Annotated in this window: 18 protein-coding genes; 9 read left to right on the forward strand and 9 right to left on the reverse strand. The window is 73.0% G+C overall.

All coding sequences use genetic code 11. The features are described from left to right. Positions 1-64 precede the first annotated feature (64 nt). A complete protein-coding gene (locus CHF16_RS26725) occupies positions 65-1,249 on the reverse strand; it encodes a CU044_5270 family protein (protein ID WP_089328896.1) in 1,185 nt (394 codons plus the stop codon). Further along, entirely contained in the window at positions 1,246-1,875 is a 630-nt protein-coding gene (locus tag CHF16_RS26730) for an RNA polymerase sigma factor (protein WP_089328948.1), read from the reverse strand. Before CHF16_RS26730 ends, CHF16_RS26725 begins: the two co-directional genes overlap by 4 nt. Positions 1,876-2,173: 298 nt before the next feature. Between CHF16_RS26730 and CHF16_RS26735 the strand changes: the two genes are divergently transcribed. The 6 genes from CHF16_RS26735 to CHF16_RS26760 all read left to right on the forward strand — a co-directional run bounded on the left by CHF16_RS26735 (position 2,174) and on the right by CHF16_RS26760 (position 7,853). Further along, complete coding sequence (locus CHF16_RS26735) at positions 2,174-3,370, forward strand: PP2C family protein-serine/threonine phosphatase (protein WP_245869259.1); 1,197 nt, start codon at positions 2,174-2,176, stop codon at positions 3,368-3,370. After that, the gene (locus CHF16_RS26740) at positions 3,370-5,067 is read left to right on the forward strand and encodes a sensor histidine kinase (RefSeq protein WP_089328897.1); all 1,698 of its coding nucleotides are present in this window, start codon (positions 3,370-3,372) and stop codon (positions 5,065-5,067) included. The genes CHF16_RS26735 and CHF16_RS26740 overlap by 1 nt, the downstream gene beginning before the upstream one ends. Then, entirely contained in the window at positions 5,064-5,501 is a 438-nt protein-coding gene (locus CHF16_RS26745; RefSeq protein WP_089328898.1) for a response regulator, read from the forward strand. Before CHF16_RS26740 ends, CHF16_RS26745 begins: the two co-directional genes overlap by 4 nt. An 89-nt stretch (positions 5,502-5,590) precedes the next feature. Continuing rightward, on the forward strand, positions 5,591-6,070 hold the full coding sequence (locus tag CHF16_RS26750; RefSeq protein ID WP_089328899.1) for a MarR family winged helix-turn-helix transcriptional regulator: 480 nt from the start codon (positions 5,591-5,593) through the stop codon (positions 6,068-6,070). A 176-nt stretch (positions 6,071-6,246) separates the two neighbouring features. Further along, a complete protein-coding gene (locus CHF16_RS26755; RefSeq protein WP_089328900.1) occupies positions 6,247-7,080 on the forward strand; it encodes a L,D-transpeptidase in 834 nt (277 codons plus the stop codon). A 131-nt stretch (positions 7,081-7,211) separates the two neighbouring features. Then, positions 7,212-7,853 (forward strand): choice-of-anchor P family protein, encoded by a 642-nt coding sequence (locus CHF16_RS26760; RefSeq protein WP_089328901.1) that lies wholly within the window; start codon positions 7,212-7,214, stop codon positions 7,851-7,853. A 74-nt stretch (positions 7,854-7,927) separates the two neighbouring features. Here the strand turns inward: CHF16_RS26760 and CHF16_RS26765 are convergent, their stop codons facing one another. From CHF16_RS26765 to CHF16_RS26790, 6 genes are all read right to left on the reverse strand, one after another. Beyond that, on the reverse strand, positions 7,928-8,341 hold the full coding sequence (locus CHF16_RS26765; protein ID WP_245869262.1) for an ATP-binding protein: 414 nt from the start codon (positions 8,339-8,341) through the stop codon (positions 7,928-7,930). Positions 8,342-8,602: 261 nt separating this feature from the next. After that, positions 8,603-9,721, reverse strand: a complete 1,119-nt coding sequence (locus CHF16_RS26770) for an SMP-30/gluconolactonase/LRE family protein (protein WP_218826847.1) — start codon at positions 9,719-9,721, stop codon at positions 8,603-8,605. Beyond that, on the reverse strand, positions 9,718-10,872 hold the full coding sequence (locus CHF16_RS26775; protein WP_089328903.1) for an acyl-CoA dehydrogenase family protein: 1,155 nt from the start codon (positions 10,870-10,872) through the stop codon (positions 9,718-9,720). Before CHF16_RS26775 ends, CHF16_RS26770 begins: the two co-directional genes overlap by 4 nt. Next, positions 10,872-11,513, reverse strand: coding sequence for a carboxymuconolactone decarboxylase family protein (locus CHF16_RS26780; RefSeq protein WP_089328904.1), 642 nt, complete (start codon positions 11,511-11,513; stop codon positions 10,872-10,874). Before CHF16_RS26780 ends, CHF16_RS26775 begins: the two co-directional genes overlap by 1 nt. Further along, a complete protein-coding gene (locus tag CHF16_RS26785) occupies positions 11,497-12,105 on the reverse strand; it encodes a VOC family protein (protein WP_245869265.1) in 609 nt (202 codons plus the stop codon). Before CHF16_RS26785 ends, CHF16_RS26780 begins: the two co-directional genes overlap by 17 nt. Further along, positions 12,102-13,625, reverse strand: a complete 1,524-nt coding sequence (locus CHF16_RS26790) for a class I adenylate-forming enzyme family protein (RefSeq protein WP_089328906.1) — start codon at positions 13,623-13,625, stop codon at positions 12,102-12,104. The genes CHF16_RS26785 and CHF16_RS26790 overlap by 4 nt, the downstream gene beginning before the upstream one ends. Positions 13,626-13,757: 132 nt before the next feature. Between CHF16_RS26790 and CHF16_RS26795 the strand changes: the two genes are divergently transcribed. Genes CHF16_RS26795 through CHF16_RS26805 form a run of 3 tightly spaced genes read left to right on the forward strand, consistent with a single transcriptional unit; the run spans position 13,758 to position 16,102 of the window. Then, positions 13,758-14,378 carry a TetR/AcrR family transcriptional regulator gene (locus CHF16_RS26795; RefSeq protein WP_089328907.1) on the forward strand — a complete coding sequence of 207 codons (621 nt, stop codon included), beginning with the start codon at positions 13,758-13,760 and terminating at the stop codon, positions 14,376-14,378. A 12-nt stretch (positions 14,379-14,390) separates the two neighbouring features. Next, positions 14,391-14,792, forward strand: coding sequence for a nuclear transport factor 2 family protein (locus CHF16_RS26800; protein WP_218826848.1), 402 nt, complete (start codon positions 14,391-14,393; stop codon positions 14,790-14,792). Continuing rightward, positions 14,789-16,102: a phosphotransferase family protein gene (locus CHF16_RS26805; protein WP_089328908.1), complete on the forward strand. Its 1,314-nt coding sequence runs from the start codon at positions 14,789-14,791 to the stop codon at positions 16,100-16,102. Before CHF16_RS26800 ends, CHF16_RS26805 begins: the two co-directional genes overlap by 4 nt. 33 nt (positions 16,103-16,135) lie before the next feature. Here CHF16_RS26805 and CHF16_RS26810 read toward each other — a convergent pair whose 3' ends face one another. Continuing rightward, entirely contained in the window at positions 16,136-16,447 is a 312-nt protein-coding gene (locus CHF16_RS26810) for a 4a-hydroxytetrahydrobiopterin dehydratase (protein WP_245869268.1), read from the reverse strand. Positions 16,448-16,453 lie beyond the last annotated feature (6 nt).

Here is a 16,453-nt window from a genome sequence, read left to right on the forward strand (position 1 = left end):
AACCCGGCCGCAAACGCCGGGAAGGGACGGCACCGAGATCGGCACCGCCCCTTCCGGGAACGGGTCAGCGCGGGTGGGCGTCGGTCCATTCCGTGGTGACCGCGACGGTGGAGTCCACCGTCCGCCCCGCGGGGATCTGCGTTCCCGCCGCGGGCTTCAGCATGATGTTCTGGGTGGCCAGTGCGGTCCCGGTCGCCAGATCAATGATCATTTGCCGGCGGATCACGCCGCGGCCGGTCCGCTCGTCCACCGCGATCGCGTTTCCCGTCCGTCCCTCCGGATCGGTGACCTTCCCGACCGACTTCACCGCCGGGAGCGCGGCCAGCATCCGGAATCCGGCCGCCCGCACCTCCGGCTTCACCGGCATGTCCATCACGAGGCCGCGCGCGACCTCGTAGAGCCATTCGTCCGCCGGCATCCGCTCGTTCGACTCGGTGCCGTGGCCCTTGTACCAGCGCATCAGCTCGGCCTTGAGCCGCGCCGGGTCGGACGGCAGTGACCGCAGGTCCTTCATCGTCACGTTCCGCCCGAGCCAGAACACCTTGTCGCCGTCGACGAGCGGCGCGCTCTGCACTTCGGCGCGGCCGGGGGCGCTCTTCACCGTGAACGCCTTCAGGCGGCCCTGCCCCGGCTTGGCGTTCGGGGCGTGCGGCAGTTCGATCCGGAACGCCGAAGGCGAGCCGATCCGCTGCCACACCGCCACGTCCGCCGGAGTCGCGGGCTTTGCGCCGAGGTTCTGCTGGAGCGTCCACGACCGGACGCCCGGCTTGCTCGGCGTCCACGTCTCCGCCTTGTCCCGGACGACGACGCCGTAGCGGTCCGCGCCGGTACCGACCAGGTAGAGGTGCGACGAGACCGTCACCTGGTGCCAGTACGCGCGCATCGTCTCGCTCTGCCCGTCCGCCTTCTCCGCGGCCGCGAGCAGCACGGTCTTCGCGTCGAGCGCCGGGCCCGCCGCGGTCCCGTTCCCGCCGGCGCCCGGGGAGGTCCCCCCGGCCGGGTCGCCGCCGCCCGTGAGGACGGTGGCCGCGACGATCGCCCCCGCGGCGACCGCCCCGGCCAGGCTCAGCCCCCACATCGGGCGGACCCGCCGCCGCTGCGCCGCGAGCCGCGCGTCGGCCGCGCCCGCGCCCGCGTCCGCCGCCATCGCGCGGGCCAGTTCCGCCCGCCGGACGTCGTCGCCGACCGGCAGGTCCGGGTCCAGCTCGGCGGGCCTGGCCTGCCGCAGGGTGTGAAGTACGTCCCTCATGTCATCTCCTCGCTGATGATCCCCACCTGCGGCCGTGCGCCGCCCAGCGCCGTGCCGTCGAGCGCCGTGCCGTCGAGCGCCCTGCCGTCCAGTGCTCTGCCGTCCAGGGCCGTGCCGTCCCCGGCCGTACCCCGCCCCGCGGCGTCCTGCCCGGCCGCGCGCAGCAGCCGCCGCCGCGCCCGGTGCAGCCGGACCCGCAGCGCGGCGGGCGAGCAGCGCATGACCTTGGCCGCCTCGCGCGGCGTCAGCCCCTGCCACGCGATGAGGATCAGGACCTCCCGGTCCGCCTCCGGCAGCGCCGCCATCGCGCGCAGCACGGCGAGCCGCTCCGCGACGTCCTCGGCGATGTCGCCCTCCGCGCGGGCCACCGACCGGCCGAGCTCCGCGGTGAACGACTCCCGCCGCACCCGCGCCCGGTGGCCGTCGCGGAGCACGTTCCGCGCGACGCCGAGCAGCCACGGCAGGGCCGGGTCGGGGACGTCGGCGAGCCGCCGCCACGCGACCGCGAACGTCTCGCTCACCACCTCGTCCGCGGCCTCGCGCCCGTCGCGCGCGGCGGCGTACGCCCACACGTTCTGCCGGCACGCGTCGTAGATGGCGGTGAAGCGCCGCTCATCTGGGGTCATGCCGGTCACCGCCCGTCCCTCCGCCGCTGTCCTCTGGCACCGCTGCTCCGTCCGTCCAGGTGTTCATGTCACGAGGTAGTGGCCGGACGGACCACCTTGTTACAGCGAGTCCCGGGAAGTGTTGCAGCGACTCCGGGAAGCGGCGGGGGTGGAAATCGTGCGCACGGCGCCCGCCGCCTCACGTGACACAAGTAGGTTGTGGCTGGTGCATACCGGTCAGCCGGGTGCCTCTAATATTTGCTGGACGACAACCAAACCGGCCCGACCCACCCGGCCGCGCCCCCGAAGGAGCTGAGACATGGCCGCGATGCACAGTCGCGGTGCGGAACGCCTCCTGGGCGTGGCGGGCTCCCCCCACCTGCTCCTGGTGGAGGACGACCCCGGTGACGCCTTCCTTTTCGAGGAGCTGCTCACCGAGGCGCAGCCCGGTGTCCGGATCACCGTCGCGACCACGCTGCGGGAGGCGCTCGACGCGCTCCGGCCCGAGATCCAGTGCGTCATCGTCGACCTGTCGCTGCCGGACGCGCGCGGGCTCGACGCCCTCCGCCAGGTGCGCAGCCACGCCCCCACCACCGCCGTGCTCGTGCTGACCGGCCTCGCCGACGTCCACGTCGGCGTCGAGGCCGTCGCCGCCGGCGCCCAGGACTACCTCGTCAAGCAGGACGTGGACGGCGCGCTGCTCACCCGCGCCATCAGCTACGCGATCGAGCGCAAGCGCGCCGACGAATCCGAGCGGCAGCTCGTCGAGGCGCGCGCGCTGAGCCGGGAGAACGCGCGGCTGGAGCGCGGCCTGCTGCCCGTCCCGATCCTGACCGACGAGTCGCTGAGCCATCACACCCGCTACCGGCCGGGACGCGACCGCGCGCTGCTCGGCGGCGACTTCTACGACACCGTGCAGACCGACGACGGCGCCGTTCACGTGGTGATCGGCGACGTCAGCGGGCACGGCGCGGACGAGGCGTCCCTCGGGGTGCGGCTCCGCATGGCGTGGCGGACGCTCGTCCTGGCCGGGCACACCGGCGAGCGGCTGCTCGACACGCTCGACGCCGTCCTCCAGCACGAGCGGTGGGGCGATGAGATCTTCACCACGGTCTGCATGCTGACGGTGGCGCCGGACCGGCGCAGCGCCCGGGTGCACCGGGCGGGCCACCCGCCGCCGCTGCTGCTCGGGCCGGGCGGCGTCGACGTCGTCCCGGACGAGCCCCGCGGCCCCGCCCTCGGGCTGATCCCCGGCGTCGAGTGGCCCGCCCTCGACCTGGAACTGGGAGAGTCCTGGGGGATGCTCCTCTACACCGACGGCCTGATCGAGGGGCGCATCGGCGACGGCGAGTACCTCGACCTCTCCGGGCTGATGGAGCTGGCGAAGGCCGCGCACGCCGCGGGCCGGCGCGGCGAGCCGCTCCTCGACGACCTCATCGCGGAGGCGGAGCGGCTGAACGGCGGCGTCCTGTCCGATGACCTGGCCGTGCTGCTGCTGAGCCGAGGAGACGTGTGATGGCCGACGAGCAGCCTCCTGCCGGAGAGCCGGCGGACGGGCGGCCTCCAGGGGAGCCCGCGGCGGAGCAGCCCGCCGGCTTCCCCAAGGAGCTGGAGGTGAGCGGGCCGGCCATCGTCATGCCCGCGGGAGCCCTGCCCGAAGGCCAGGGCATGGGCCGGCTGCGGCTCGTCCGCATCTACCAGATCGGCGCGTTCGTCCTCGCGTTGCTCCTGCTGGCCGCGTTCACCCAGGCCGGGCTCGCGGTGTACGGGAGCCGCCAGGCGCGGGACGTCCTCATCAACCAGGTCGACCCGGCCACGCTGGAGCAGTTCCGGCTCAGCACCGCCGTGACCGCCCAGGACATGGCCATCCGCGACTACGCGCAGGACGGCGGCGCCGAGGAGGTCGCCCGGTACCGCGACGCCGTGCGGCTGGAGGCGCAGGCCGCGGCCCGCATGCGCCGGCTGCTGAACGGGGTGCCGGACAGCCGGGACGTCGAACGCCTCCTGGACCGGGCCCTCGCCGATTCCTCGGCGTGGCGCGCCGCCTTCGCCGACGGGATCGCGGCCGGGCCCGGCGGGCAGGGCATCGACCCCGACGCGAGCCGCGAGGCGCGCCGGCTGCTCAACCAGGCGCGCGGCGACATGACCCCGCTGCAGGTCGGCCTCACCGAGCTGCACGACCGCGCCGCCGAGCGGCTGCGGTCCCGGGCGAGCACGGCCCAGTATTCGACGCTCGCCGCGCTCGTCGTGGTCGTCGTCGCCGCGCTGGCGCTCGCCCTGCTGCTGCGCCGCACCGTGCTGCTCCCGGTGTCGACCCTGACCGGACGCGTCCGCGCCGTGGCCCAGGGCGACCTGGAGCACCCCCTGGACGTGCCGGGGCCCGCCGAGATCAACGAGCTGGCGGCGATCATCGACGCGATGCGCGACCGGATCATCCGGCAGTGGCGGATCAGCGAGGACAAGACCCGGCAGCTCGACGAGCAGACCGCGGAGCTGCGCCGGTCCAACTCCGAGCTGGAGCAGTTCGCCTACGTCGCGAGCCACGACCTCCAGGAGCCGCTGCGCAAGGTCGCGAGCTTCTGCCAGATGCTGGAGCGCCGGTACGGGGACCAGCTCGACGACCGCGGCCGGCAGTACATCGAGTTCGCGGTGGACGGCGCCAAGCGCATGCAGGCGCTCATCAACGACCTGCTCAGCTTCTCCCGGGTCGGGCGGATGGCGCGGCCGGAGGAGTCGGTCGACCTCGGCGCGGTCGCCCGGCAGGCCCTGGACAACCTCGCGGCGCTGCGCGAGGAGGCCGGCGCCGAGGTGGAGATCGCGGAGCTGCCGCAGGTGCCCGGCGACCGCACGCAGCTCACCCAGCTCTTCCAGAACCTCATCGGCAACGCCATCAAGTTCCGGCGCGAGGGCGTGCCGCCCCGGGTGGTCATCGACGCCCGCCGCACCGGCGACGAGTGGGAGTTCCGCTGCGCCGACAACGGCATCGGCGTGGAGCCCAAGTACGCCGACCGGATCTTCCTGATCTTCCAGCGACTGCATCCGCGGGACGAGTACACCGGCACCGGCATCGGCCTGGCGCTGTGCAAGAAGATCGTCGAGTACCACGGCGGCCGCATCTGGCTCGACGGCGAGGACCGCGGCGACGAGCCCGGCACCACCTTCCGCTGGACCCTGCCGGTCCACGCGCACATCAGCAACGGAGACGACGCATGAACGAAGGCCCCCGTCCGATCGAGGTCCTGCTCGTGGAGGACGACCCGGGCGACGTCCTGCTGACCGTCGAGGCGTTCGAGCACAACAAGGTGAACAACGCCCTCAGCGTCGTCAACGACGGCGAGCAGGCGATGGCGTTCCTGCGCCGGGAGGGCGAGTACGCGGACGCGCCCCGCCCCGACCTCGTCCTGCTGGACCTGAACCTGCCGCGCAAGGACGGCCGCGAGGTGCTCAGCGAGATCAAGGCCGACGAGAACCTGCGGAGCATCCCCGTCGTCGTGCTCACCACGTCCGAGGCCGACGAGGACATACTGCGCAGCTACCGCCTGCACGCCAACGCCTACGTCACCAAGCCGGTCGACTTCGACCAGTTCATCTCCGTCGTCCGCCGGATCGACGACTTCTTCGTCACGGTGGTGAAGCTGCCGCGCTGACCCCCGGCGGGCCCCGTCCCCCCGCCCGCGCCCCCTCGCCCCCCGGCCCCGGGTGCGGTCCCGGGCGCCGTTATGTAACAGTGGGAGGCATGGTCGGAACGCCGGGTGAGGAAGCCGCGGATACCGCCGCCGCGGCGGCCCTCGACGACGTGGCCGCCACCCTGATGACCGTCTGGTCCCGCCCCCACAATGACCCGGAGCTGCCCGTCCCGTCCATGCAGTTGCGCGCGCTGCTCGTGCTGGAGCGCGGCCCGGTCAACGTCAGCCGCCTGGCCGGCGAACTGGGCGCGCTCGTGTCCTCGGCGAGCCGGCTGTGCGACCGGCTGGAGGCGTCCGGCCTGCTGGCCCGCGACTCCGGCCGCGACCGCCGCGAGGTCACCGTGCGGCTGAGCGCGGACGGGAGGGAGCTGGTCGGCCGGCTCCGGGAGCGGCGGCTGGCGGAGCTCAAGCGGGTGCTGTCCCAGATGCCGGCCTCCGCGCGCGCGGCGCTGCTGTGGGGGCTCACGGAATTCCAGGAGGCGGCGGCCCGGCGGGACGGCGACGGCGACTCGCTCTCCATGCTCGCCTGATCGCCTGCTCCCCTGATTGCACTGCCCGCCTGACCCGTCCGCTTTATTCGAGTACGTCGCAACCCTCCGCAACACACCCACAAAATCGGCGCTTATTGTCAATTGCAATAGCGCCTCGCCGTTCTTTTTCGCCATTGTCGCTACGGCCGCCTCCGGCCCCACTAATATCCCGGCCCATGGCGACCACTCACGCTCCGCGGTACTCCCGTCACGCCGCCGGGCTGCTCTGCGCGGCAGCCGCCGCGCTGGTGCTCGGCGGCTGCGGCGGCGCGGCCCAGCACCGCACGGCGTCCGCCGGCGAGCGGGGCGCCGGGCCGAGCGGCCCGAGTTCCGGCCCGAGCGCCGGCACGGGCGCGGGCGAGGTCCCCGAGGCGACGACGTTCACCACCGTCCACGGGGCGCCGCGGGACGCGGAGCCCCAGGGCGCGACCGACGGCACCGTCGCGCACCCGACCCGGCCCGTCCCGGTGTTCGACCGGCCCGGCGGGCGCCGCGTCGCCGTCCTGCCCGCCACCGAGCTGGGCGGCCCCACCTGGGTGCCCGTGGTGGAGACCTCCGGCGACTGGCGGCGCGTGCTGCTGCCGAGCCGGCCCAACCGGGCGACCGGATGGGTCGCGGGCACCGGGCTGCGCACCGCGCGCACGCCCTACACCGTTCGGGTCGAGGTCGCCGAGCGGCGGCTCACGCTGCTGAAGTCCGGACGCCGGGCGGGCCGGTGGTCGGTCGCGGTCGGCGGCCCGAGGACGCCGACGCCGGTCGGCCGGACGTTCATCATGGCCTCGGTCCTGCCGGCGAAGAAGTCGCCGAGCCCGCTCGTCCTGCCGCTCGGCACCCACTCGGCGACCCTGGACACCTTCGGCGGCGGGCCCGGCACCGTCGCGCTGCACGGCTGGCCCGACGCCTCCGTGTTCGGCAAGGCCGTCACCCACGGCTGCGTCCGGGTGCCGGCGGACGCGCTGAAGGCGCTGTCCCGCGTGCCGCTCGGCACGCCGGTGCTCATCACCGCCTGACCAAAGCCGTAAGGCCGCCCTGACCAGGGCCGTCCTGACCAGGGCCGTCCTGACCGGAGCCGCCCCGACCGGGCCGCACCCGACCAACCTCAACCAGAACCTTCCAGAACTTCCAGAATCGGAGCACACCCATGCGTCACCGCCATGTCGTCAGCTGCCTCGCCGTCGGCCTGCTCGCCGGCGGGCTCGCGGCCGTCCCGGCGCAGGCCGCCACCGCCGCCGCCCCCGCGGGCGAGGGGTCCGCGTACGGGCTTGAACTCACCGGTCCGGTCAAGGTCCCGCCGGTGCCGGCCGTCGCGTCCACCACCGAGGAGGTCAGCAAACGGCTGCTGCACGAGAACCACACCGACCTGGCCGACGCCGCCGCGCTGGACGTCAGCGCGGCGCCCGCGCGCGCCCGCTCGACCGTCGCGCGGCTCGCCGTCCCGTCCGCGGACCTGCTCGCGAAGGCCGTGTCGGCCAAGTGCGTCGACGGGCGCGGCTCCGCGCACCTCGCGCGCGCCGTCCTCGCGGGCAAGCGGCTGGACGTCTCGCCGCCGCCGAACACCACCGTCCCGGTCGACGTGGACGGCGTCGGCCGCACGGCGCTGATCCTCAACAAGCAGCAGCGGACCGCGGACGGCCGGCTCGCCGTCACCGCGATCGAGCTGGCGCTGCCCGGCGACAAGGGCACGCTGCGCGTCGCGTCCGCCACCTGCGGCCGCGCTCCGGAGCGCCCGGCCGAGGCGCCCGCGCCGAAGCCCGTCGAGCACGACATCCCCGTCACCGGCTGACGGCGGCACGCCTGCGCGAGGTGACCGGCCCGGCGGGGCGCCCTGCCGGGCCGGTCACCCGTCCCACCGGCCGGTCAGCCGATGACCAGCGACTTCTCGAAATGCACGACCGCGCCGCCGCGCGGCATGCGGCCGGCGATGCGGAACTCCTCCGTGCACGCCCGGATCAATTGCAGCCCCCGGCCGTGCTCGGCCAGCGGCGCCGCCTCGGCGGGCTCCCCCCATTCCGTTTCTATGACGCTCCCGTCGCCTTCCCCCGCACCCGTGCCCCCGTCGATGACTTCCACGACGCAGCGTGAACCGTCCATCCGCGCCCGGACCTCGTACTCCATTCCGGACGCGGCGTGTTGTATGACGTTCGCGCACGCCTCCCCGAGGGCCAGCGCGATGTCGGCACGGACCTCGGAGGCCACTCCGAGGCCGCGGAGGGAGGCGTCGAGCGTGTGCCGCACCAGCGGAGCGCTCTCGGCGTTCCTCGGCAGGGTCATTTCGAGAACGACCTCCATGCCAATCGCCTCCGTTCCCTCTAGAAGGCAGATTTCCCAGCAGTCACCCCGGGAAACTCCGCCCACCGGAAAAACGCGGCGCCCGCATATTCCAAGAAACTGCCATGAGCGTCCGATTCCCCCGCCCGCCGGGGCCCGTGAAGGGGCCCGCGAACGGGCCTCCGAACGGGCCTCCGGAGGAGCGTCCGGAGGGGCGTCCGGCGGGGCGTCCGGCGGGCGGGGGCGCCGCGGTGCGGCCGGGCCTCACGCGTGGTTGAGCACCAGGCCGGGGAACGGCCAGTTCTCGATCTTCAGGAGCCGGCCGGTGCTGGAGGCGGTCACGTAGGCGGTGCGCATGTCGTCGCCGCCCCAGGTGATGTTGGTGATGCCGGGGTCGCCGTCCACGTCGATGTCGACGAAGCGGACGAGGTCGCCGTCCGGGCTGATGATCGAGATGCCCGCGTGCACCATGGACGCGACGCAGACGTTGCCGTGGCCGTCCACGCCGAGCGAGTCGAAGTTGGTGTAGTCGGGCGCGGTGTAGAGGAAGTTGCCGCCGCCGGACCCGCCGAGCGACCGCCCGCCCTTGATCTCGCCGGGGCCGGTGACCTCCCACCACCAGACGCGCGCCGTGTAGGTCTCGCTGACGTACAGGCGGGTGCCGTCCGGGGAGAGGCCGATGCCGTTCGGGCCCTCCATCCCGGCGGCGATCATCTCGATGGACGAGCCGTCCGCCTTGGCGTAGAAGAGGCGGCCCTTGTCGCCGGTGACGCCGTCGCTCTTGCCGTAGTCGGTGAAGTAGATGCCGCCGTGGGCGTCCACCACGAGGTCGTTGGGGCCGCGGAGCCCGTCGCTGTAGAGGGTCTCGACGGAGCCGTCGGACAGGTCGACGGCCTGGATGCTGCCGCTCTCGTAGTCGTCGGGGATGCCGCCCGCGAACACGTAGCCGCCGACCTCGAAGCGGTTGAGGCCGCCGCAGTTGGCGACGTAGACGCGCCCGTCCGGGCCGAGCGCCGAACCGTTCGGGCCGCCGCCGGTCTCCGCGGCGACGGACGTGGTGCCGTCCGGCTTCACGCGGGTCAGCGTGCCCCGGTGCAGCTCGACGACGAGGACGTCCCCGTCCGGCAGGACGGTCGGGCCCTCCGGGAACAGCAGCCCTTCGGCCAGCTTAGTGATCTTCATTTTCCTCCCCTTTCGCGGACGCGGCCGTCCGGCGGCGGCCGCGGTGCCGGACGCGCCGAGGACGCCGCCGGACGCGCCGAGCACCGCCGCCGCGCCGAGCCGGCCGAGCAGCGACCGGCGGCTGAGCGGCGTCCGGCTGAGCGGCGTCCGGCGGCTGAGCGGCGTCCGGCGGCTGAGCGGCGTCCGGCGGCCGAGGCTCATCCGAACTGCCGCAGGATGCGGCGGGCGGTGCTCTGGACGTGGACCTCGTCCGGGCCGTCGTAGATCCGGGCCTCCCGGGCGTGCCGGTACATCCGGGACAGCGGCGTGTCGTCGGTGAGCCCGGCGGCGCCGTGCACCTGGACGGCGCGGTCGATGACGTTGTGCAGCATCCGGGCCCCGACCACCTTGATCGCGCCGATCTCGACGCGCGCCTGGCTGCCCGCGTCGATCTGCTCGGCCGCCTGGAGGGTGAGCAGGCGCGCGGACTGGATCTCGGTGTAGGAGTCGAAGACGTGCTGCTGCATCAGCTGCTTCGCCGCCAGCGGCTCGCCGAACGCGACGCGGCTGCCGAGGCGGGCGCACATCAGCTCGAACGCGCGCTGGGCCTGGCCGAGCCACCGCATGCAGTGGAAGATGCGGCCGGGGCCGAGGCGGTCCTGGGCGATGACGAACCCGTGCCCGCGCGGGCCGAGGAGGTTGTCGGCGGGGACGCGCACGTCCTCGTAGGCGACCTCGTAGTGCCCGCCGTTGATGCCGAGCACGGGCGTCTCCCGGACGATCCGGTACCCCGGCGTGTCCGTCGGTACGACGATCATGCTGAAGGAGCGGTGCGGGGCCGTCCCCTCGGGCTCGGTGCGGCACATGACCGTCGTGTAGGCGGCCTGGGCCGCGCCCGTCGTGAACCACTTCCGGCCGCTGATGACCCAGTGGTCGCCGTCCAGCACGGCCGTCGTCCGCAGCTGCGTCGGGTCGGAGCTGGCGATGTCCGGCTCGGTCATCGCGAAGCTCGGCGAGACCTCGCCGGCGACGAGCGGGGCGAGGTACCGCTCGCGCCAGCGGGGGCTCGCGTACTTGTGCAGCATCAGCGAGTCCTGGAGGGTGAACGTGCCGAGGGCGAGTTGCCCCCACTCGCTGCGTCCCTGCACCTCGTTGACGTAGACGTAGTCGAGGAAGGGCAGGCCGCCGCCGCCCAGCTCGGCGGGGTGGCCGAGCGCCCACAGGCCCTCGGCCTTGGCCTCCTGCTGCAGCTTGCGGAGCGCGTCGCGGTCGCCGCCGTTGAGGGCGGGCTCGGCCGGTTCGACGCGCTCGGTCATGAAGGCGTGCACGGCGTCGCGGACGCCGCGGACCCGCTCCGGCACGGGGAACAGCATCAGCCCGCCCCGGTCAGGTCGGCGGAGATGTCGCGGTCGCCGTAGCCCTCGGGCGCCGCGACCTCCACGATCGGCTCGGGGCGGTCGTCGAACTCCAGGCGCAGCGCGCGGGACATCGTCGCGTGCATCTCGTACATGCACGTGATGTAGGTGAGCTGGAGGATCTCCTTGTCGGAGAGGTGCTCCTTCAGGATGTCGAAGACCGCGTCGGGCGTCCGGCCGCCGTCCAGGACGAGGCAGTCGGTGTAGGCGAGGACGGCCCGCTCCAGCGGCGAGTAGCAGTCGGCCGTCTGCCAGTGCGGGATGGACTCGATCTTCTCCTCGGGCATGCCGAGCGCCCGCATCTGCTTGCAGTGCTGGGAGAACACGAACTGGCTGCCGCGCGCCCAGCCCGCCCGGCACTGGCCCAGCTCCCGCAGCACGGGGTCGAGGTCGGCGTTGCGGTACAGCGCGAAGCCCCGGACGGCGTGCCGGAACACGTCGGGGGACTGGGCGAACACCGTCCACCAGTCGCCGGGGGAGCCGGTGGCGGTGCCGTGGTCGACGGCCGGGTCGCGGTCGGGCGCGAACAGGTGGTCGTAGAAGAAGAGGATGCGCTCGTCGGTGACTTCGGCGCGGGGGACTTCACGCAGTCGCGGCATGCTTGTCCTTCGAAACGGTGCGGTCGGCCGAAACGGTGCGGTCGGCGGCGGTCTTGGGCTCGTGGGAGACGTCGGACTCGTCGAACTCGCGCGTCCAGCAGGCGAATTCGAGCAGGATCCCGTCGGGGTCCTGGAAGTAGAAGGAGCGGACGAACACTCCCTCGTTCACGTCGCGGGAGATGCCCATCGGGCTGTCGTCGTGGTTGAGGATCGGGCTGACCGTGACGCCCTTCTCCTTGAGGCGCTTGCGGTACTCCTCGAACTTCTCCGGCGGGACGTGGAACGCGACGTGGTTCATCGACCCGACGGCGCTGAGCAGCTCGCCCTGCTCGGGGCGCCCGGCGGGCGCGGAGATCCCGGGGACGCCGTCCGGCGAGTTCGGGAACCAGAAGAACGCGACGCAGTCGCCGCCGCCGCAGTCGAAGAAGAAGTGCTGGCCCATTCCGGCGGGCAGGTCGAGCGTCTTGATGAGCGGCATCCCGAGGACGCCGGAGTAGAAGTCGATGGTGCGCTTCATGTCGGAGCACACCAGCGCCAGGTGGTTGATGCCGCCGAGCTCGAACTCGGTGTTCACGGGGCCTTTCCGGCTCACGAGACCTCCTCGGTTCGCTGAACTTCCTTGAATCGGGTGCGCAGTTCGCGCTTCAGGACCTTGCCCGCGACGTTCCGGGGGAGCTCGCCGACGAACTCGACGCGGCGCGGGACCTTGTAGCCGCCGAGGTGCTCGCGGGCGAACGCGATCACCTCGTCCGCGCCGATCTCCTCGCGCGCCACGACGGCGGCGCAGACCGACTCGCCCCAGCGCGGGTCGGGGACGCCGAACACGGCCGCGTCCGCGATCGCCGGGTGCCGGTAGAGGACCTGCTCGACCTCGCGGGACGCCACGTTCTCCCCGCCCGTGATGATCATGTCCTTGATCCGGTCGACGATGTAGACCATGCCCTCGGCGTCCCGCCGGACGACGTCGCCGGTGCGGAACCACCCGTCCCTGAACGCCTCGGCGGTCAGTTCCGGCTCGCGCCAGTAGCCGAGCATCACCTGGTCGCCGCGCACGACCATCTCGCCGGGCTCGCCCTCGGGGACGTCGCGGAAGTCCTCGTCCACGATCCGGACGTCGGCGAGGTCCATGACGCGGCCGGCGGCGGCGAGCAGGTGCGTCTCCCCGGCGGCGGCGCGGCGGTGCTCGGCGATCCCGAAGTGCAGGATGTTGCCGCCGAGTTCGCTCATCCCCATGCCCTGGTAGAAGTCGCAGCCGAGGACGTCCATCCCGCGGCGCAGCACCTCGGCGGGGATGGCGGACGCGCCGTACCCGATGGCCTCCAGCGTGCCGAGGTCGCGGTCCTCGATGCCGGGATGCCCCAGCAGGAACGCGATCATCGTCGGCGCCAGCCCGGTCTGCGTGATCCGCCATTCGGCGACCAGCCGCAGGAACGTGTCGTTGTCGTAGGACCGGACGAGCCCGACCGTCGCGCCGCGCATGTGGTAGACGACGGCCGTGTAGCCGCCGACGTGGCAGAGCGGGAAGCAGAACAGGAAGCGCGTGGCGTCCGGGATGTCCCAGTGCGCGACCGAGCTGATCACCCCGGTGACCAGGTTGCGGTGGCTGAGCATGACGCCCTTGGGCCGGCCGGTCGTGCCGCTGGTGTAGACGAGCCAGGCGACGGAGTCCTCGTCCGGGCGCGGCGGTTCGGTCGCGGGCGCCTTCCCGACCAGGTCGCCGTAGCCGTCGTCAAGGTTCAGGACGGTCTTCACGGTCGGCATCGCGTCGCGGAGCCGCTCCATCGCCTCGGCGTACTCGCCGCTCACGATGAGCACGGACGCCTGCGCGTGGTCGACGAGCCCCGCGATCTCGGACGGGTGCAGCCGGTGGTTGAGGAAGGTCAGCGCCATCCCGGCGCCGGGGACGCCGTAGTACAGGTCGAAGTACTCCGGCCGGTTCCCCGACAGCACCGCCACCCGGTCGCCCGGCTCCGCGACCGCGAGCAGGGCGTTGGCGGTGCGCCGCACCCGGTCGCGCAGCTCGGCGAAGGTGACCGTCTCGTCCTCGAACAGGACCGCCGCGCGCCCGGGGTGCTTGCGCGCCGCGTACTCGACGATGTCGTTGATCAGCATGCCCGGCCCGCCATCGCGCCTCCCCAGTGACTCGGTGAAAGTTGACTTGACAGTCATATCAAGTTGCTCGATGCTCGGATACTGTTCCTGCGAGCATCGGGTTGTCAAGGCCCGGAGAAAGGAACGACGGCCATGCGGAGCGGGGACGAACCCGGCGGCCAGCCGCTCACCGAGCGCGGCGCCCGGACCAGGGAGCGCCTGCTCGCGGCCGCCCGCGAGGTGTTCGAGGAGCGCGGCTTCCTGGAGACCCGCGTCGCGCACATCACCCGGCACGCCCGGGTCGCCTACGGGTCCTTCTACACCTACTTCCCGTCGAAGGAAGCGGTGTTCCTGGAGGTCGCCGACCGGCTGTTCGCCGACATGACCGACCACGCGCTCGTCCCGCTGAGCGGCCCGACGCCGACCGCCCGCATCCGCCGCGCCAACCGCGCCTACTACGAGGCGTACCTGCGCAACGCGAAGATGATGGCGATCATCGAGCAGGTCTCGACGTTCAACGCCGAGTTCCAGGAGCTGCGGCGCAAGCACCGGGCCGCGTCCGCCGAGCGCTCGGCGCGGGCGATCGCGCGGTGGCAGCGCGAGGGGCTCGTCCCGTCCGACCTCGACCCCGAGACCGCGGCCCGCGCCCTCGCCGCGATGGTGGACCACTCGCTGTACCTGTCGCTCGTCCAGGGCAACGACCCCCCGGGCACCGAGCGGCTCCTGGACACCCTGGACACGCTCACCGTACGAGCCCTCGGCCTGCCGTCCTGACGAAGGAGACCCGTGGAACTCGCCGACCGCTTCATGACCGCCATCACCTCGGGAGACGTCGACACGCTCCGCGCCCTCTACGCGCCGGACGCGCGGATCTGGCACAACGGGCCCGGCCCCGGCGGCGGCTCCGAGCAGAGCGTCGACGACAACCTCCGCACGCTGCGCTGGCTCTCGCGCAACCTGTCCGGCTTCCGCTACGAGGAGATCCGCCGCGACCCCCTCCCGGACGGCTACGTCCAGCGGCACGTCCTGCGCGGGACCCTCCCGAACGGGACGCCCGTCGAGATGGCCGCGTGCCTGTTCGCGACCGTCTCGCAGGGGCGGATCACCCGCATCGAGGAGTACGCCGACACCCGGGGCAGCGACCCGCTGCGCGACCTCGCCGCCGCCCAGCGCGCGGCCCGCGCATGACCGCCGTGGAGGCCGCGCTGGCGGCCCGGCTCGGCGCGCAGATCACCGGCCTGCGCCGGCTCTCCGGCGGCGCGAGCCGCGAGACCTGGGCGTTCGACGCCGGCGGCAGGGAGCTGATCCTGCGCCGCGACCCGCCCGGCTCCCCCGACCCGACCGCGATGGCCCGAGAGGCGGCCCTGCTGGCCTCCGCCGCCGAGGCGGGCGTCCCCGTCCCGGCCCTCGCCGACCACGGCGACGACCTGGCCGGCGCCCCCTTCCTGATCATGGAGCGGCTGCCCGGCGAGACGATCCCGCGCCGCCTGCTGCGCGACGAGCGCTTCGCGGCCGTCCGTCCCGCCCTGGCCCGCGAACTGGGCGCGATCCTGGCCCGCCTGCACACGATGGCCCCGGTCCCGGACCTCCCCGACCTCGACCCCCTCGACGCCCTCACCGAGTACTACGCGAACTTCGAGGCGCGCCCTGCCGTCGAGCTGGCGCTGCGCTGGCTGGACGACCACCGCCCGCCCGCCTCGGGCCGCCGCGCGGTCGTCCACGGCGACTTCCGCAACGGCAACCTGATGATCGACGAGACCGGGGTGCGCGGCGTCCTGGACTGGGAGCTGACCCACCTCGGCGACCCGGTCGAAGACCTCGGCTGGCTCTGCACGAAGGCGTGGCGCTTCGCCTCCCCGCACCCCGTGGGCGGCTTCGGCTCCCGCGAGGACCTCCTCGCCGGCTACGCCGAGGCAGGCGGTACCCCGCCCACCCCTGAGGAGCTCCACTGGTGGGAGGTCTACGGCACGCTCCGCTGGCTGATCCTGTGCCGCCACCAGGCCGAGCGCTACCTGTCGGGCTCCGACTCGTCCATCGAGTACGCCGTCCTTGGGCGCAAGGTCTGTGAGCAGGAACACGACCTGTTCCTGGCCTTGGGCCTGACCGAACCCACGACCGTCCAAGACCCCCTGGAGACGGCGCAGAGCACCGGTACGCCCCCGCACGACCGTCCCGACGCGCAAGCCCTGATCGACGCGGTGGGCGCGTTCCTCCTCCAGGCGGAGCAGCCTGACGACCGCCTACGCTTCCATGCCCGCGTAGCCGTCGCGGCCCTGACGATAGCCCGCAGGGAACTGCTCCTGGGCGAGGCCCACAAAGAGGCTCATGAGAAGCGCCTCAGCAACCTCGACTGCGAATCGGACGCGGACCTGGCCAAGGCCATCCGGGAAGGCACCCTCGACGCCCGCATGGACAAGGTGACCCAGGCGGTGCGCGACTCGATAGTGGACAAACTCACAGTCGCCAACCCCCGCCACCTCTCCCTCCCCGGCGCCTGACGACCACCGCTCGCATGGATGGACGGTCACGGTTCAGACGGGCTCGGCGCCATGTCCGGCCGCGATCGCGTCGATGTGGCGGGCCAGTTCGACATCCCGTTCGGTGATCCGGTGGCCGGCGTCGTGCGTGGTGATGCGGAACCGGATGCGCTGCCAGGTGATGTGGATGTCCGGGTGGTGCCCGACCTCGCGGGCCTTCGCCGCGACGTACATCGCCAGGTGCACGGTCTCGTGGTACGAGTGCTTGAACGTCCGCGTTATCGCGTCACCATCGCGTTCCCAACCGGGCAAATCCGCCAGACGCTCGGCGATCTGCTCGTCCGTCAGAGGTTCGGGGATGGACACGGCTAC

The organism is Actinomadura meyerae, assembly GCF_900188445.1.
Lineage (GTDB): Bacteria > Actinomycetota > Actinomycetes > Streptosporangiales > Streptosporangiaceae > Spirillospora > Spirillospora meyerae.

Bases quoted from the DNA above. Each gene is read 5' to 3' on its own strand.
- CHF16_RS26805 (WP_089328908.1), top strand. From the start codon at position 14,789: ATGACCGCCGTGGAGGCCGCGCTGGCGGCCCGGCTCGGCGCGCAGATC.
- CHF16_RS26795 (WP_089328907.1), top strand. From the start codon at position 13,758: ATGCGGAGCGGGGACGAACCCGGCGGCCAGCCGCTCACCGAGCGCGGC.
- CHF16_RS26770 (WP_218826847.1), bottom strand. From the start codon at position 9,721: ATGAGCCTCGGCCGCCGGACGCCGCTCAGCCGCCGGACGCCGCTCAGC.
- CHF16_RS26775 (WP_089328903.1), bottom strand. From the start codon at position 10,872: ATGCTGTTCCCCGTGCCGGAGCGGGTCCGCGGCGTCCGCGACGCCGTG.
- CHF16_RS26760 (WP_089328901.1), top strand. From the start codon at position 7,212: ATGCGTCACCGCCATGTCGTCAGCTGCCTCGCCGTCGGCCTGCTCGCC.
- CHF16_RS26740 (WP_089328897.1), top strand. From the start codon at position 3,370: ATGGCCGACGAGCAGCCTCCTGCCGGAGAGCCGGCGGACGGGCGGCCT.
- CHF16_RS26790 (WP_089328906.1), bottom strand. From the start codon at position 13,625: ATGCTGATCAACGACATCGTCGAGTACGCGGCGCGCAAGCACCCCGGG.
- CHF16_RS26725 (WP_089328896.1), bottom strand. From the start codon at position 1,249: ATGAGGGACGTACTTCACACCCTGCGGCAGGCCAGGCCCGCCGAGCTG.
- CHF16_RS26735 (WP_245869259.1), top strand. From the start codon at position 2,174: ATGGCCGCGATGCACAGTCGCGGTGCGGAACGCCTCCTGGGCGTGGCG.
- CHF16_RS26755 (WP_089328900.1), top strand. From the start codon at position 6,247: ATGGCGACCACTCACGCTCCGCGGTACTCCCGTCACGCCGCCGGGCTG.
- CHF16_RS26750 (WP_089328899.1), top strand. From the start codon at position 5,591: ATGGTCGGAACGCCGGGTGAGGAAGCCGCGGATACCGCCGCCGCGGCG.
- CHF16_RS26780 (WP_089328904.1), bottom strand. From the start codon at position 11,513: ATGCCGCGACTGCGTGAAGTCCCCCGCGCCGAAGTCACCGACGAGCGC.
- CHF16_RS26765 (WP_245869262.1), bottom strand. From the start codon at position 8,341: ATGACCCTGCCGAGGAACGCCGAGAGCGCTCCGCTGGTGCGGCACACG.
- CHF16_RS26730 (WP_089328948.1), bottom strand. From the start codon at position 1,875: ATGACCCCAGATGAGCGGCGCTTCACCGCCATCTACGACGCGTGCCGG.
- CHF16_RS26745 (WP_089328898.1), top strand. From the start codon at position 5,064: ATGAACGAAGGCCCCCGTCCGATCGAGGTCCTGCTCGTGGAGGACGAC.